This is a genomic window from Myxococcales bacterium, from assembly GCA_016712525.1.
GTDB lineage: Bacteria > Myxococcota_A > Polyangia > Polyangiales > Polyangiaceae > JAAFHV01.
On the sequence record JADJQX010000001.1, the window covers coordinates 1,928,525 to 1,944,624 of the forward strand.

Consider the following 16,100-nt stretch of genomic DNA (forward strand, 5'->3'; position numbering starts at 1 on the left):
CGTAGGGTACTCTGCCCGGTATGGCTGACCCGAAGGACCAGACCCCGCAGATTCAAGTCGAGGACGACCGCACCGGGATGGACCCGGTCACCCTGAAGAGGGCGTTCACCGACCACCTCAACTACTCGCTCGGCAAGCGTGTCCGAACGTCCACGGCGCTCGACCGGTTCTTCGCGTTGGCGCTGACGGTTCGCGACCGCCTCTCGTACCGCTGGGCCCAGACGCAGGAGGCCTACACCAAGGCCGACGCGAAGCGGGTCTACTACCTCTCGGCCGAGTTCCTCCTCGGGCGCGCGCTCTCGAACAACCTGCACGCGCTCGACCTCTACGAGAAGGCCGCGAAGCTCCTCAAGGACGAGGGCCTCGACATCGCCGACATCCTCGAGGACGAGCCCGACGCGGGCCTCGGCAACGGCGGCCTCGGGCGCCTCGCCGCGTGTTTCCTCGACTCGATGGCCACGCTCGGCCTGCCCGGCTACGGCTACGGCATCCGCTACGAGTTCGGCATCTTCGAGCAAGAGATCAAGAACGGCTGGCAGTACGAGCGCCCCGACGAGTGGCTCCGCTTCGGCAACCCCTGGGAGCACGTCCGCCCCGAGTACGCCGTCACCGTCAACTTCGGCGGTCGCGTCGACCACGGCGTCGACAGCCAAGGCAACCTCACCACCACCTGGGCCGAGACCCAGCGCGTGCTCGGCATCCCGTTCGACACCCCGATCGCGGGCTACCGCAACAACACGGTGAACACGCTCCGCCTCTGGCAAGCGCGCTCCTCGAACGACTTCGACCTCCAGGTCTTCAACGACGGCGACTACGTGCGCGCCGTCGAGGACAAGAACGCGAGCGAGGTCATCAGCAAGGTCCTCTACCCGAACGACCACAACCAGGCCGGCCGCGATCTCCGCCTGAAACAAGAGTACTTCTTCGTCGCGTGCGCCATCGCCGACGTGGTGCGCCGCTACAAGAAGACCCACGCCTCGTTCGACGAGTTCGCCGACAAAAACGCCATCCAGCTCAACGACACGCACCCCGCGATCGCGGTCGCCGAGCTCATGCGCGTCCTCGTCGACGGGCACCGCGTCCACTGGGACAAGGCCTGGGAGATCACCGTCGCCACGCTCGGCTACACGAACCACACGCTGCTCGCCGAGGCCCTCGAGCAGTGGCCCGTGGCCATGTTCGAGCGCCTGCTCCCGCGCCACCTCCAGATCATCTACGAGATCAACCGCCGCTTCTTGCGCACCATCAAGGCCCGCTTCCCGAACGACGACGCGCGGTCCGCGCGGGTGTCGATCATCGCCGAGGGCGAGGAGCGCAGCGTCCGTATGGCGCACCTCGCGGTCGTCGGCTCGCACGCGGTGAACGGCGTCGCGGCGCTCCACACCGAGCTCCTGAAGCGCGACGTGCTGCACGACTTCGCCGAGCTGAACCCCGAGAAGTTCAGCAACAAAACGAACGGCGTCACGCCGCGCCGCTGGGTCCACCACTGCAACCCCGACCTCTCCGCGCTCATCACCGAGGCGATCGGCCCGCAGTGGATAACGAACCTCGACGACCTCGAGAAGCTCCTCCCGCTCGCCGACGACGCGTCGTTCGTCGAGAAGATCGCGGCCGTGAAGCGCAAGAACAAGGCGGCCTTCGTCAAGTTCATCCACGAGAAGCACGACGTGAAGTTCGACCCCGACTCGCTCTTCGACGTGCAGATCAAGCGCCTCCACGAGTACAAGCGCCAGCTCTTGAACGCGCTCCACGTGGTGCGCCTCTACCTCGACGCGAAGCGCGATCCGAAGGCCCTCGACGTCCCCCGGACGGTGCTCTTCGGCGCCAAGGCGGCCCCGGGCTACCGCGCGGCGAAGCTCATCATCAAGCTCATCAACGCCATCGGCGACGTGGTCAACGGCGACCTCGATCTCAAGGGCCGCCTCAAGGTCGCGTTCTTGCCGAACTACAAGGTGTCGCTCGCCGAGCGCATCATCCCCGCGGCCGATCTCTCCGAGCAGATCTCCACCGCCGGCAAGGAGGCCTCGGGCACCGGCAACATGAAGCTCGCGATGAACGGCGCGCTCACGATCGGCACGCTCGACGGCGCCAACGTCGAGATCCGCGAGGCCGTCGGCGAAGAGAACTTCTTCCTCTTCGGCCTCACCGCCGATCAGGTCATGGAGCACAGGTCGCGTGGGTACAGCCCGCGGGCCATCTACGAAGAGAACACCCGCGTCCGCGAGGTGCTCGATCTCATCTCGTCGGGCTTCTTCTCGGCCGAGGATCCGGGCCTCTTCAAGCCGCTCACCGACCACCTCTTGAACGACGACACCTACATGCTCCTCGCCGACTTCGAGGACTACGCGACGTGCCAGCAGCGCGTCTCGACGGCCTTCGCCGACTCCAAGAAGTGGCACACCATGGCGGTCCGTAACATCGCGAAATCGGGCAGGTTCTCGTCCGATCGCACCATCGACGAGTACGCGAAGGACATCTGGGGCGTGACGCCCGTGCCCGTCCACCTGCGCGACGGCAAGCTCGAGAGCTGGTAGCCGCACTCCACGACGAGACGTCGCCGCGAGGCTCACCTCAGGGTGGGCCTCGCGTGCTTTCGAAAGCCTGAGCTACCATCGGGCCATGCGCTCGAAGCTCGCTCGTGGCATCTCGGTCCTCACGCTCGGCGCGGTGCTCTCCCAAGCTGCCCCGGCGCGCGCCGACGACTGGTACGGCTACCAGACGCTCGCGGCCGACGGCGCCGCGACCGGGCTTTTGTTCGGTGGGATCGTCACGCACAAGAACGTGAGCAAGACGTTCTTCGCGCTCTCGGCGGCCACGTACCTCGTCGCTTCTCCCGTCATCCACGGCGCGAACGAAGAGCCGGGCCGTGCCCTCGGCGCGTTCGGCCTACGCATCGCGGCGCCTGCCTCGTTCGGGTTCCTCGGCCTCTTGATCGGCGCCGCCTCGGACACGCGCGGCAACTGGGGCGTCCCGCTCGCTGGCGCGGTCATCGGGTTCGGGCTCGGGGTCATCACGGCGATGGCCATCGATGCGGCCGCCCTCGCTCGCCACGACAGCCCCACGGCGCAGGGCGCGAGCGCCCTCGGCTTGGGCCGCGAGCTCTACCTTCCCATCGGCGGCTCGTTCTAACGCCCCATGACGCGCCTCGGCATTACACGCGCGAGACCTTTGTCGTAGGAACGCGAGGCGGGTTCGCCGTAGGATCGCTCGGGTGCGGGGTCGTACCTTCGCGGCGACGTTTTTCGGGCTGCTGTTCGCGGCAACCCTTGCGCACGCCGACGAATCGAAGCCGCAACCCCCGCCCGAAGAGCCCCCGCCCCCGCAGCCGCGCGACTACTTCTTGAACGCGCCGAAAGGCGGCACCTGGGCCACGTTCGACGCGTACACGGTGGGCATCCAGGCGAACCTCGAGCACCGTCACGTCATCGAGCGCGAGGACTACGCCGCCATCATCCCGCGCCTCGGCACCATCGCGAGCTTGGGCTTCGGCGAGGTCGGCGCGCACCTCGACACGCGCTTTCTCTTCTTCAACTTCGGCGCGAGCTTCGGCGCTCGTCGCGTGTGGCGCACCTACGCCTTCCCGAACGGCGTCGAGGGCACGCGCCAGGCCCGCCTCGACATCGACAAAGACAAGGCCTTCACCACGGAGAACTGGCTCTTCGGCGAGTGGCGCGTCCGCATGGTGCTGCCCGTCCACGAGAACGTCTTCGTCGCCACCGCCGCCACCGTCCGCTACGAAGACTGCCCCGAGAACTCGTTCGACTGGTTCCACACCACGATGCACGACGGCGGGCTCCTCGTCCGCTACGACGCGAGCGTGCTCTTCCGCCACCCGAGCTTCGGCGCGCTCGGCCCCACGTTCCGCGCCATGCAGCTCCCGCGCAAAGGCGGCTACGAGAGCGAGCTCGCCGCGGGCTTCACGTTCGGCCGAAGGCTCGGCATCCTGAAGCAAAACGACCTCTTGCTGCTCAACGTGCTCACGCGGCCGGGCGACGCGAACTTCGGGTTTCACATCTTGCGCATGCCGCTGTTCGTGCTGCTCGCGTACCGCGTGTCGTTCGAGCTTTAGGGGGCGGAGAAGAGAGGGCAGGGGTGCCCCCACCGCCGGGTGCTTGCGCACCCGACACCTCCCCCAAAGCCCGTTCTCGGCTTCGCTTCTCCACGTCACGTCGCGTTCACTCGCTTGCGCGAAGCCTGCGAGCGGGCAGGGGGAGGTGCAGAGCATGTGGCGCGGCGGGGGGCGCTCGGGTGAGTCGTGGGGTCTTCGTGTCCTTGGTGCGGCGCGGGGTCAGCGCGCGTCGGGGCACGTCACGACGGCTCCCGTGAGCGTCGCTTCGGAGGTGCCCTGGCTCGTCAGGTAGACGAGCGCGACGACCCCGGTGCGGAGCTCGATGGCGTGGGCCTCGAGGAGGTCGGCTTCGCCCGCTCCGAAGACGAAGCTCCCGCGAGCTCGGTCGCCGTCGACGCTCACGAGCACGCCTCGCCTTCGGCCGTCTGCGCGCTCGACGAACGTGAGCCACGTGCGCGCGCCCGACGTGCTCGCCGACACGAACGTCCGCTCGTCGCCCGCGCTCTCGAGGCCCTCGATCCCCGTGATCTCGGCCGCGTCGGCCGCCGGTCGCGCGGCTCCGGGTGCGCTCGCAAGTGCCCGAAAGAGCCCGGGTTTTGTGCCGTGGTGGCCCACGTGACGAAGCCCTCGGGCGTCGCCGACGTCGCGAACGTCCACGCCTCGCGGCCGAGCGGCGAAGGCCTCACGACGGACGGCTCGCTCCCCCGCACGAGCGCCTCGACCACGCCCCCGTCGTAGCGCGCGGTCACGAGCCCGCGGTCGCCATCGGAGACGAACCCGAGGTCGGTGAAGGCGTAGCGCTCGCTCGGCTTCTCCTGCGCCTTGAGGGTCACCTCGCGCGCGCCGAGCACGCGACCGTCGAGCACGAGCTGCGCCTCGAGCCTCGAGCCCCCGAGCGTCACTTGGCTCTCGAGCGCGCGGTGCTCGCGCCCACGCAGCACGGTGCGGCACGCGATCGTCTCCGACTCGCCCTCGGCGCCGAGCAAGAGCGACGGGCCATCGAACGCGACGTACGGCGTGCCCTCGGCGGCTCCGCAGAAGACGTGCCGCGTCTTGTCGGGCCCGAGCTCGACGGTGTCGACCGACACGAGGATGTAGAGCAGGGGTGCCCCCACCGCCGGGTGCTCGGCCTAACGGCCTGCGCGCCCGACACCTCCCCCAAAGCCCGTTCTCGGCTTCGCTTTCCCTCGGCCCGTCGCGTCCACTCGCTTGCGCGAAGCCTGCGAGCGGGCAGGGGGAGGTGCAGAGACCGTGGCGCGGCGGGGGGCGCTCGGGTGAGTCGTGGGGTCTTCGCGGGGTCAGCGCGCGTCGGGGCACGTCACGACGGCTCCCGTGAGCGTCGCTTCGGAGGTGCCCTGGCTCGTCAGGTACACGAGCGCGACGACCCCGGTGCGGAGCTCGATGGCGCGGGCCTCGAGGAGATCGGCTTCGCCCGCTCCGAAGACGAAGCTCCCGCGAGCTCGGTCGCCGTCGACGCCCACGAGCACGCCTCGCCTTCGGCCCTCTGCGCGCTCGACGAACGTGACCCACGTGCGCGCGCCCGACGTGCTCGCCGACACGAACGTCCGCTCGTCGCCCGCGCTCTCGAGGCCCTCGATCCCCGTGATCTCGGCCGCGTCGGCCGCCGGTCGCGCGGCTCCGGGTGCGCTCGCAAGTGCCCGAAAGAGCCCGGGTTTTTGTGCCGTGGTGGCCCACGTGACGAAGCCCTCGGGCGTCGCCGACGTCGCGAACGTCCACGCCTCGCGGCCGAGCGGCGAAGGCCTCACGACGGACGGCTCGCTCCCCCGCACGAGCGCCTCGACCACGCCCCCGTCGTAGCGCGCGGTCACGAGCCCGCGGTCGCCATCGGAGACGAACCCGAGGTCGGTGAAGGCATAGCGCTCGCTCGGCTTCTCCTGCGCCTTGAGGGTCACCTCGCGCGCCGAGCACGCGACCGTCGAGCACGAGCTGCGCCTCGAGCCTCGAGCCCCCGAGCGTCACTTGGCTCTCGAGCGCGCGGTGCTCGCGCCCACGCAGCACGGTGCGGCACGCGATCGTCTCCGACTCGCCCTCGGCGCCGAGCAGGAGCGACGGGCCATCGAACGCGACGTACGGCGTGCCCTCGGCGGCTCCGCAGAAGACGTGCCGCGTCTTGTCGGGCCCGAGCTCGACGGTGTCGACCGACACGAGGATGTAGAGCAGGGGTGCCCCCACCGCCGGGTGCTCGGCCTAACGGCCTGCGCGCCCGACACCTCCCCCAAAGCCCGTTCTCGGCTTCGCTTTCCCTCGGCCCGTCGCGTCCACTCGCTTGCGCGAAGCCTGCGAGCGGGCAGGGGAGGTGCAGAGACCGTGGCGCGGCGGGGGGCGCTCGGGTGAGTCGTGGGGTCTTCGCGGGGTCAGCGCGCGTCGGGGGCACGTCACGACGGCTCCCGTGAGCGTCGCTTCGGAGGTGCCCTGGCTCGTCAGGTACACGAGCGCGACGACCCCGGTGCGGAGCTCGATGGCGCGGGCCTCGAGGAGATCGGCTTCGCCCGCTCCGAAGACGAAGCTCCCGCGAGCTCGGTCGCCGTCGACGCCCACGAGCACGCCTCGCCTTCGGCCCTCTGCGCGCTCGACGAACGTGACCCACGTGCGCGCGCCCGACGTGCTCGCCGACACGAACGTCCGCTCGTCGCCCGCGCTCTCGAGGCCCTCGATCCCCGTGATCTCGGCCGCGTCGGCCGCCGGTCGCGCGGCTCCGGGTGCGCTCGCAAGTGCCCGAAAGAGCCCGGGTTTTTGTGCCGTGGTGGCCCACGTGACGAAGCCCTCGGGCGTCGCCGACGTCGCGAACGTCCACGCCTCGCGGCCGAGCGGCGAAGGCCTCACGACGGACGGCTCGCTCCCCCGCACGAGCGCCTCGACCACGCCCCCGTCGTAGCGCGCGGTCACGAGCCCGCGGTCGCCATCGGAGACGAACCCGAGGTCGGTGAAGGCATAGCGCTCGCTCGGCTTCTCCTGCGCCTTGAGGGTCACCTCGCGCGCGCCGAGCACGCGACCGTCGAGCACGAGCTGCGCCTCGAGCCTCGAGCCCCCGAGCGTCACTTGGCTCTCGAGCGCGCGGTGCTCGCGCCCACGCAGCACGGTGCGGCACGCGATCGTCTCCGACTCGCCCTCGGCGCCGAGCAGGAGCGACGGGCCATCGAACGCGACGTACGGCGTGCCCTCGGCGGCTCCGCAGAAGACGTGCCGCGTCTTGTCGGGCCCGAGCTCGACGGTGTCGACCGACACGAGGATGTCCGCGCCCCGCACCGCCCGCGGCACCACCCTGAGCACCGCGCGCTTCGCGCCTCGCTCGGGCCTCCGCTCGAGAGACTCGAGGCGCGAAGGCACGTTCCTCGGAGAGGCCACCCCGTCCGCGCCGAGCTCCACGGCGCGCGGCGTCCCGAAGGCCTTCGCGTAGCCCACGGCCACGCTCGCGCGCAGGCTGGGGAGGGCCCCTCCGTCCGCCACGATCCCGCCGTCGGCGAGGGAGGACTCTTCGTGGCCCCGCACGATCGGCACGAGGGTCACCCCGGTCTCGCCCCGCACCCCGCGATCGATCTCGAACGGAGGCACGCTATAGGTGCAGAACGCACGCTTCTCGGGCACGGCGTCGGCCCGCGAGGTCCCATCGGGCGCGCCGGCGTCCGTCGATGGGCCGAGCCCCTGGGCCCCGTCGTTCTTGGCGCACGCGGCCCCGGCGAGCGCCGAGACGGCACCTCCGAGCGCACACGCGCGGGCAAAACGGACCAACGTCGACACGCGCGAGATCATGCCGCCCCCGTGCGCGGGGGGCCAAATTCGGGGGAGGGGGAGAGGAGAGAGAAGGAGAGAGAGGTGCCCCCACCGCCGGGTGCTCGGCCTAACGGCCTGCGCGCCCGACACCTCCCCCAAAATCCGTTCTCGGCTTTGCTTCTCCACGTCACGTCGCGTTCACTCGCTTGCGCAAAGCCTGCGAGCGGATAGGGGGAGGTGAAGAGCCCGCGACGCTCGCGGCTCGCTCGAGGGAGGCCGTTGGGCCGAGGGCACCTTTGCATGCGAGCACCTGCGAGTGGGGGCCCCTCCGCTTGGCCGCCGCCGTCCTCACGAACGACGGAACGCAGGTGCTCGACCTTCTCGTGAGCCACGAAAACAGGCTCGAGGCCGGGAAGGACGTCGGCATGTCCGACACGTCCGGACGGAGCGAGCAGGCGCCCTCTCCGAGGCACGGATTCATCTCGTTCCTGTCTCCGGCGCTCGGCGGTGTCGTCGTCGCCGGCGGGAGCGACGATCGCGGGAAGCCCACGCCTTCGGTGCACCTCTACCGCCTCGGCATGGGGTGGCTCACCGTCAATTTCCCGTACGAGCTCAGTGACGTGCGGGCCGCCGTTTACTGCCCTCACGACGGCATGTTGTGGGTGCTCAACGCGCGCGACGAGGGCACGATGGAAGTCGTGCGCATGAACCCTCTCACGGGGGAAGAGCGTCGGGGCGGCACCTTCGCCTGGAACCCGAGCACGTTCGACAGCTACCAGCTCTCGCTCGACACGGAGGGCAAGGTGCTCCTCGTGGCGAGCTCGGCGACGAGCAGCCGCACGATGCGCATCGAAGAGAGCCCGGTCGACGGCGAGCTCGTCGGAACGGGGAGGCTGATGCACGAGCACCCGCAGCACATGCCGCCCATCTCCGCCTTCGGTGAGACCAGCTTCGTCCGTGAGGACGCGGACGGTCGCATCGTCGGCATCGATCGCTCGCGAAACGTGCCCACCGGCGGTACCTTCCTTCTCGGAGAGATGTTCGAATGAGACGATGGCTTCCTGGGGGTGTGGCGCTCGCCGCTTCGCTCGTGGCGCTTCGTGCTGCGAGCGGGTGCTCGGGCGAAGGGGGCACTCAGCCCGCGGTCGACGCGGGCCCCGAGCTCACCGTGCCCGACGCCGCGCGCCCGCGTGACGCCGCGCCCGACGCCAAAGACGCCGCGCCCATCCCCGGGGAGCTCGAAGGTTGGGTCCGCTGGGACGACTACGACCCCAAGTGCAATTTCTCCATCCCCTCCGAACGCAAGTACCTCCCCGAGCCCTTCGAGTGGGAGCCCTGCCAGGACACCGACGTCACTCGCAAGCTCGCCTGCCGTAGGATCAAGAAGAAGTGGGAGGGGCTCTCGGGTAGGCGCGAGTTCATCGCTCCGGACACGGTAGCGTTCTCTCGCGCGGGAGGTGCTCTCGTACTGGCTACGCTTCAATACCATGGCCGCAACGCCGTGTACTTGATGTCCGAGATCGACGGCCCATCCCTCGTCGCCGTCCGAGGGTCTCTCGACGGCTCGTGCGTGGTGTCGGGCCACTCCGGAGGCGGCGAGCGCTACACCTTCGCGATCTCGGAGCGCAAAGGCGACAACGATCTCATCAACCCGCCCGCGGCCATCGGAGGTGACCTTGGCGACTTCAAGCCGAAGCTCCTCGTCAAGAAGCCCCCAACGACATCCATTTTCCTCGACACCTTCGCCGCCGGAAACCTCGGGTTCATCATGAATGGGCCCGGGCCCCTCGAGGTGTACTCGTGGGACACCCCGCCCACCCTGCAACGCTCCCTCTCCGGCCACGGCCGCTACAGCTTCGTCCAGGTGAGGGACGACTTCTTCTTCTATGCCGCCGACCAGGCAAGCGAGAGCGAGCGTATATGGACCCCCGAAGGCGGAGATCAGCTCTTCTTGGGCGACGTGGACGCTACGCGCGGAATCGCAGACCTCAACACGGACGGGATCGATTGGGTTTGGGCTGAAGGGGAAGGCCGAACCACAGGCACCTATCCGGTCGTGAAGGTCGTCACATCTCCCTTCACCCGCGACCCGTCCAAGGTCCAAAAACGCGTCCTTCGTTCCGACCTCGGCCAAGGAATGATCGCCGCATTCCGTTTCGCCGTAGGCCACGGATATGCGGGGCACTTTGGCCAGCGCCCGAACGGCGAGCAAGGCGTGATGATCGTGAAGCTCGCCGACGGCGCGGGGTGGTTCCTCCCCGGCCCGAACGGCGCCCCTGTCATCTTCCAGCACGCTCTCGCCTTCACACGCGACGAGGTCTTCCTTCGTGTCCGCGACGAGCACGGGACCAACGTGTACCGCGTCAGGCTCGACTCGCTCTCTCCCTTCTCTCTCCCTCCTCCGAATTGACCATACGACGCTCCGCCCTCCTTCCGCTCGCCGCTTCGCTCGTGGCGCTTCGTGCGGCGAGCGGGTGCTCGGGCGAAGGGGGCACGCAGCCCGCGGTCGACGCGGGCCCCGAGCTCACCGTGCCCGACGCCGCGCGCCCGCGTGACGCCGGGCCCGACGCCAAAGACGCCGCGCCCATCCCCGGGGAGCTCGAAGGTTGGGTCCGCTGGGACGAGTACGACCCCAAGTGCAATTTCTCCATCCCCTCCGAACGCAAGTACCTCCCCGAGCCCTTCGAGTGGGAGCCCTGCCAGGACACCGACGTCACTCGCAAGCTCGCCTGCCGTAGGATCAAGAAGAAGTGGCAAGGCCTGTCTGGACAACCCGAGTTTATCGCACCTGGCACAACGATTTTTCGCGGAACGGGCGATTCGCTGCTGATCTCAACTGTGCGCTACCTTGACTCGAATCGGCGCATGAACGTCATCGAGCAGATCGATGGTCCTCCGAGGTTTGCCCTCCTCGGCAGGGCTGACGGCCAGTGCCTTACGCAGGAGCGCTACGGGCACGGGAGTCGCTGGGCGCTCGCCATGGCGGAGCGCGACGCGCAGGACCGATGGGCAGCTCGCGAGGCCGCCATCGGGGGCAGCCTCGACGACATCCGACCCCGGGCCCTGTTCCGCAAACCACCACCGTCCGGCGGTATCGTCACCAACACGCTGGGTGCGGGGAATCTCGGCTTCATCAATAACGGAAAGGGCCTCCTCGAGGTCTACTCCTGGGACACCCCGCCCACCCTGCAGCGCTCCCTCTCCGGCCACGGCCGGTACAGCTTCGTCGAGGTGAGGGACGACTACTTCTTCTACTCCGCCGACCGACTCTCCGCGACCGAGCGCATCTGGACGCCGGAAGGCGGCGATCAGCTCTTCGTCGGCAACGACGCGGACACCACCCGTGGAACATTCGACATCAATACCGACGGGGTCGACTGGGTCTGGGCCGAAGGTGAAGGTCGAACCACAACCACGTTCCCCGTCGTGAAGATCGTCACCTCGCCGTTCACCCGCGACCCGTCCAAGGTCCAGAAACGAGTCCTTCGTTCCGACCTCGGCCAAGGAACCATCGCAGCTTCTCGCTTCGGCGTCGGCCACGGCTACGCCGGCCACTTCTCACAGCGCCCGAACGGCGATCTTGGAACCATGATCGTCCGCCTCTCGGATGGCGCCGCGTGGTTCCTTCCGGGAAACAACGGCTCCCCCGTCATCTTCCAACACGCCCTCGCGTTCACCCGCGACGAGGTCTTCACGCTCGTCCGCGACGAGAACGGCACCAACGTGTACCGCGTCAGGCTCGACTCGCTCTCTCCCTTCTCTCTCCCTCCTCCGAATTGACCATGCGACGCTCCGCCCTCCTTCCGCTCGCCGCTTCGCTCGTGGCGCTTCGTGCGGCGAGCGGGTGCTCGGGGGAGGGAGGCTCTCACGCCCCTACTCCTTGCTCGACCACTCCCAGAACACCGCGGGGCCGCCTCCCGCGCGCGTCCCTCCGAGCACACCCACGCCCGAGACGACCTGCGGCGTGTTCGTGAAGAGGTAGTCGAGCTCGACCTCGCCGTCGCTCTGGCCGATCACGGGTGAGCGCGAGGTGACCTTGAGGCGCTTCTTTCCGTCGAGCGAGTAGCGCTCGGCCTCGAGGCTCTGGAAGCGCCCGTACGTCTTGCCTTGGTTCGGCTCGGCCACGGTGTTCATGCGGTTCAAGAACGCGAGGTGGGGCAGGTTCGCCGCCATGTACGCCGTGAGCCGGAGCTCGCGCACCTGCGGGAGCTGCGTCGTCTGGCTCGCGGGCGCGTCGGGCGAGGAGAGCACGCGCACACGGCCGCCGTTGTTCAGCGCGAGCGCCTCGAAGAGCCCGTCGGCCGCGCCCGAGAAGCTGATCTTCTGCCTGCCGAACGGCCCGATCATGTGGGCATAAAGAAGGGAATTGTCGGCCGTGGCGAAGTCGCGCATGGCCGCGGGGTGGGGCTCGCGCTTGAAGTGGAGGTCCAAGAACGGACCGTCGTTCGTCATGCGCACCTCGCCGTGATCGAGGTCGTGCGTGATGCCACCGACCACGAGCGAGCCCTTCTCGCACACGAGCTTGCCCGACAGCGTGCGCCCCGCCGTCGTGCGCACGATCACGACCTCGCCCTTCGCGTAGAGATCGAGCGGCTTCTGCTTCACGTGGATCGTGTTCGGGATCGCGACGTGCACCTCGAGCGTCTTCTCGGGCGGGCCGGCGTCGCTCGTTTTGGGCTTCGGCTGCGCCTCTTCGGTGCTTTGGCGCGCGAGCTTGCCGATGTCGGGGCCCGCGCCGAGCTCGATCACGTCGCCGAGCGACAGGGCCTCTTGGGCGTGCGCGCGCGGGAACCGGTCGGGGCTCGAGAGCTCGAGCGAGTCGACCGTCACGTCGACGCGCTTCACGGTGCTCGCGAGGTCGGCGTGCACCGCGAGCTTGCCCGTGAGCGACGCGCGCGGGGCGTCCGGTTTGCCGAAGTTTCCGCCGAAGACGAGCACGTCCTTCGCGTCGACGTAGAGCTCCGCGGTGCGCGTGGGGATGGCGAAGCGCCCGCGCGCCGAGAGCACACGATCGGCCTTCTCGCGGTCGTGCTCGTGGGCCTCGAGCTTCTCGATCGCGAGCCCGTCGCCCTGGCCGCGCAAGACGACCTTCACGCCGTCGAGGGTGCGGCTCGAGCCCGGCACGTGGAAGTGGGTCTCGTCGACCACGAGGGCGCCCTGCACGGTGAGCTTCTCGAGCGCGCGCTCGTCGCCCTTCACGCGCAGCACCACGTCGGCGGAGAGGTCCGAGGAGAGCTGCCCGTCGACGGCCCACGGCTCGAGCGCGGCCACGTGAGGCAGCACGTCGACGAGCTTCTGCTTGGGCGCCGCGATCGCGACCGAGATCGGCACGAGCCCCTCGCCCTTCTTGGCCTCGAGGTACGCCCTCGGCGGCACCTTCGCGGTCACGGTGACCCCCGAGCCGACGCCGATGCTCGCGCGGATCTCGTCGAGCGTGCCCTTCGCGTCGAGCGTGGTCGGCGCGGGCTTCCCGGAGAGCGTGCGCAGCCCCTCGCCCTCGAGATGAACGGCGAATTCCGGATTCTTTACGTGGCCTTGCACGGCGATCGTGCCGAGCACCGCGCCCTCGGGGGCGACCGGGCTGAGCGTCGTGAGCTTGGTCTTCGGGAGCTCGAGCTTCACGTCGATGGCCGGATCCCCGAGGTCGCCTTTGCGCGTGAGCAGGTCCTTGCCGGCGATGGCCACCTCGGCGCGCCCGGTGACGAGCGGCTCCCCCTGGAGCTTCGTCGCGAGGGTCGCCGTGGTGTGGCTCGGATCGAGGTGCGCCTCGAGCTTCGCGTCGAGCCCGTGCAGCGGACCCTTCGAGAGCCCGAGGAGCCCCACGGTCACGTCGGCCGTGACGTCGCGTCGGTTGCCCTTCGCGTGCACGACGACGCTCGCCTTCCCCGCGAGCCCCTCTTTCTTCTCCGGAGGGAGCGGGAGCTGCGCGAGGTCGGTCTCGGGCACGGTCACGTCGACGGTCCATTCGACATCGGCGGTCTTCGCGCGCGTGAGCGGGCCCGCGAGCTCGGCGTTCGCGCGCACCGAGACGGGGGCCATGCCTTCGCCCAACGTGAGGTCGGCCTTGGCGGTCACCGTCGCGCCCTTCGCGGAGGGCTCCGTGTGCAGCTCCACCACGGCCGATTGGGTCTTCGGCGCGAACGAAGGCACGAGCACCCCATCGGCTTCGACGCGCACGTCGCCCACGGGCCTCGCGAGCGTGCCCGAGACCTTCGCGTGCACCTCGGCCGACGCCGCGGGAAGCTTCTTCGCCACCTCGGGCGAGAGCAGCGGCGCAAAATCCGAGAGGGGGCGCTTGGGGATGTCGATCCGCAGATCGATGGGCGCGTCGGGGGAGAGCGTCTTGTTCGCGAGGGTCCCTCGGGCCTTTGTCTCGAGGAGCTTCTGGCCTCCGCGATCCGTGAGCGTCACGTTCGCGTCGAGGGCGCCGCCGCGGCTCGTCCCCGCGATGGCGAGCGTGCCCGCGCCTCCGCCGAGCGCCGCGCCGACCTGGAAATCGGCGTCGGGCGCCTGCGCGTTGCCGGTCACGTGCACCTTGCCCGACACCGTCCCCGACACGGGCAGCGGCTTGCCTCGGAGCTTGCCGACCGTGTCGAGCGAGACGCCGTCGAGCGTGAGCGTGGTGTCGACGGTGTCGGCGCGGAAGCGCTTCTCGCCCTTCGACGGATCTCCGGCGATGAGGTCCACGCGCCCCTCGGCGTGCACCGTCCCGCCCACGGCCGAGAGCGTCGCGTCGTCGATGTGCACGACGAGGCCCTTGTCGAGCGCCCCGTCCACCCGAAGCTTGAGCGGCCGCACGATCGCGACCGAGCCCACGAGCGGCGAGGGCGGCCCGGCGATCCCTGCATCATGCAAGATTCGCAAGGTGTTCCCCACCGAGCCGCGCGTCGACAGGTTCGCGCCGAGGGTCTTCGTCTCGGGGGTGTAGCGCACGTCGCCGCGGAGCTCTTGGCCCACGGCGTCGAGCTCGAGCGACTCGATCGTGAGCACGCCCGCCTGGAACCGCCCCTTCGCGTCGAGGCGCTCGATCGGCACCTTCTTCACGACGGTCTTGTCGAGGTGCACGGTGAACGTGGCGTCGGGTTTTCCGCTCGCGTCGTTCTTGGCGGTGGCCGAGAGGGCGAGGCCACCCACGGTCGCCTCGGGCACCGTGTCGAGCGCCACGATCTTCTTCACGTCGAGGCCCTTCGACGTGAGCGTCACGGCGAGCGCCTTGTTCGTCGCGTCGAGCGTGCCCTTCGCCTCGAGCGCGCCGCCCGGCGTCGTCACGGTGAGGCCGAGCGCGAGCTTCTCGGGTGGGCCCTCGATGCGTGTGTCGATCGTGACGTCGCCCGCGAGCACCTTCTTGCCCGCGAGCACGTTGGCCTGCTCGGCCGAGACCGTGAGCTTCGCGAGGTCGACGAGCTGGTTTCCCGAGAGCTCGCCCGCCGGCGTGCGCCGCACCTCGGCCTTCGCCACGGCGAGAGAAATGGCAGCGATCTCGAGGGCTTCGGTGGCGACCGTCAGCTCGCCCGGCTTGAGCCCGAGCTTCACGGGCGGGAGCGCGAGGGCGACGGGGTAGGGCGCCTTGCCCTCGCGCGTGACCACGACGCTCCCCTTCGTCGGGCCGAGGCTCACGGGGCCGGCGCCGGCCACGAGGCCCACCTTGGCCTGCGTCGAGAGCTTGTCGACGGTCACCTTGGTGCCCGGCTTCTCGTACGCGACCTTGTCGACGACGAGAGAGAGGTCCACGTCGAAGGTCTTCTCTTCGGGCTTCACGTCGGCGCGGCCCGCGAGGCCGAGCCCCGTGATGTCGAGCTTCGTGCCGTCGGGCTTCGCGAGCGACACGCTCACGCCCGAGACGTCGACCTTCTCGATGACGATGTGTTTGACGGGCTTCTTCTGCACGAAGACGCCGGTGAGGTTCGTCGAGCCGTCTTCTTTTCCGCGGAGGTCGACCTTCACGCCCTGGATGGCGAGGGTCTCGAGCGTGGGGGCGCCGCCGAACGTCTTCTTGAGCGACAGGTCGACGAAGATCGAGTCGATCGTGATGGCGTCTTTTTGGTCGTTTCCGACGATGGTCACCTTCTCGATGCGGATGCCCTTCGCGAGCGAGAAGGTGAGCCCACCCACCGTGGCCTTCGTCGACACGCGCTCGCCGAGCACCTTCTCGACGCGCGCCCGCAAGACGGCCTCGCCCGGCGGCGTGTGCAAGAACCCCACGAGCAGCACGGGCGTGGCCACGATGGCGCCCATGGCGCGCAGCGCGAGCTTGCGGCCGCGGCCCTTGGGCTTCGTGGTCTCGGGTGCCTCACTCATC

11 protein-coding genes are annotated in these 16,100 nt (G+C 69.4%); 6 read left to right on the plus strand and 5 right to left on the minus strand.

Going from position 1 to position 16,100, the window contains the following annotated elements; genetic code table 11:
* Window positions 1-20: 20 nt before the first annotated feature.
* The 3 genes from IPK71_08215 to IPK71_08225 all read left to right on the plus strand — a co-directional run bounded on the left by IPK71_08215 (window position 21) and on the right by IPK71_08225 (window position 4,069).
* On the plus strand, window positions 21-2,534 hold the full coding sequence (locus IPK71_08215; GenBank protein MBK8213720.1) for a glycogen/starch/alpha-glucan phosphorylase: 2,514 nt from the start codon (window positions 21-23) through the stop codon (window positions 2,532-2,534).
* Between the two features lie 85 nt (window positions 2,535-2,619).
* On the plus strand, window positions 2,620-3,129 hold the full coding sequence (locus tag IPK71_08220; GenBank protein MBK8213721.1) for a hypothetical protein: 510 nt from the start codon (window positions 2,620-2,622) through the stop codon (window positions 3,127-3,129).
* A gap of 82 nt (window positions 3,130-3,211) precedes the next feature.
* A complete protein-coding gene (locus IPK71_08225; protein MBK8213722.1) occupies window positions 3,212-4,069 on the plus strand; it encodes a hypothetical protein in 858 nt (285 codons plus the stop codon).
* Window positions 4,070-4,288: 219 nt separating this feature from the next.
* Here the strand turns inward: IPK71_08225 and IPK71_08230 are convergent, their stop codons facing one another.
* The 4 genes from IPK71_08230 to IPK71_08245 form a co-directional block, all read right to left on the minus strand.
* Window positions 4,289-4,471, minus strand: coding sequence for a hypothetical protein (locus IPK71_08230; protein MBK8213723.1), 183 nt, complete (start codon window positions 4,469-4,471; stop codon window positions 4,289-4,291).
* A complete protein-coding gene (locus tag IPK71_08235; GenBank protein MBK8213724.1) occupies window positions 4,468-5,184 on the minus strand; it encodes a hypothetical protein in 717 nt (238 codons plus the stop codon). The genes IPK71_08230 and IPK71_08235 overlap by 4 nt, the downstream gene beginning before the upstream one ends.
* A 183-nt stretch (window positions 5,185-5,367) precedes the next feature.
* Window positions 5,368-5,982, minus strand: coding sequence for a hypothetical protein (locus tag IPK71_08240; GenBank protein ID MBK8213725.1), 615 nt, complete (start codon window positions 5,980-5,982; stop codon window positions 5,368-5,370).
* A gap of 295 nt (window positions 5,983-6,277) precedes the next feature.
* Window positions 6,278-7,828: a hypothetical protein gene (locus tag IPK71_08245; GenBank protein ID MBK8213726.1), complete on the minus strand. Its 1,551-nt coding sequence runs from the start codon at window positions 7,826-7,828 to the stop codon at window positions 6,278-6,280.
* 305 nt (window positions 7,829-8,133) lie between these two features.
* Here IPK71_08245 and IPK71_08250 point away from each other — a divergent pair, with 305 nt between their 5' ends.
* From IPK71_08250 to IPK71_08260, 3 genes are read left to right on the plus strand one after another with little or no spacing between them, the layout of a single operon-like run.
* Window positions 8,134-8,850 (plus strand): hypothetical protein, encoded by a 717-nt coding sequence (locus tag IPK71_08250; protein ID MBK8213727.1) that lies wholly within the window; start codon window positions 8,134-8,136, stop codon window positions 8,848-8,850.
* Window positions 8,847-10,211: a hypothetical protein gene (locus IPK71_08255; protein MBK8213728.1), complete on the plus strand. Its 1,365-nt coding sequence runs from the start codon at window positions 8,847-8,849 to the stop codon at window positions 10,209-10,211. The genes IPK71_08250 and IPK71_08255 overlap by 4 nt, the downstream gene beginning before the upstream one ends.
* 41 nt (window positions 10,212-10,252) lie before the next feature.
* Window positions 10,253-11,581, plus strand: coding sequence for a hypothetical protein (locus tag IPK71_08260; GenBank protein MBK8213729.1), 1,329 nt, complete (start codon window positions 10,253-10,255; stop codon window positions 11,579-11,581).
* 93 nt (window positions 11,582-11,674) lie between these two features.
* On the opposite strand, the gene IPK71_08265 is transcribed toward IPK71_08260, so the two are convergent.
* Window positions 11,675-16,099, minus strand: coding sequence for a hypothetical protein (locus tag IPK71_08265; GenBank protein MBK8213730.1), 4,425 nt, complete (start codon window positions 16,097-16,099; stop codon window positions 11,675-11,677).
* Window position 16,100 lies beyond the last annotated feature (1 nt).

What these genes read in the sequence shown, in the direction of transcription:
- IPK71_08215 (MBK8213720.1), top strand. Translation starts at nt 21, where the DNA reads ATGGCTGACCCGAAGGACCAGACCCCGCAGATTCAAGTCGAGGACGAC.
- IPK71_08220 (MBK8213721.1), top strand. Translation starts at nt 2,620, where the DNA reads ATGCGCTCGAAGCTCGCTCGTGGCATCTCGGTCCTCACGCTCGGCGCG.
- IPK71_08255 (MBK8213728.1), top strand. Translation starts at nt 8,847, where the DNA reads ATGAGACGATGGCTTCCTGGGGGTGTGGCGCTCGCCGCTTCGCTCGTG.
- IPK71_08265 (MBK8213730.1), bottom strand. Translation starts at nt 16,099, where the DNA reads ATGAGTGAGGCACCCGAGACCACGAAGCCCAAGGGCCGCGGCCGCAAG.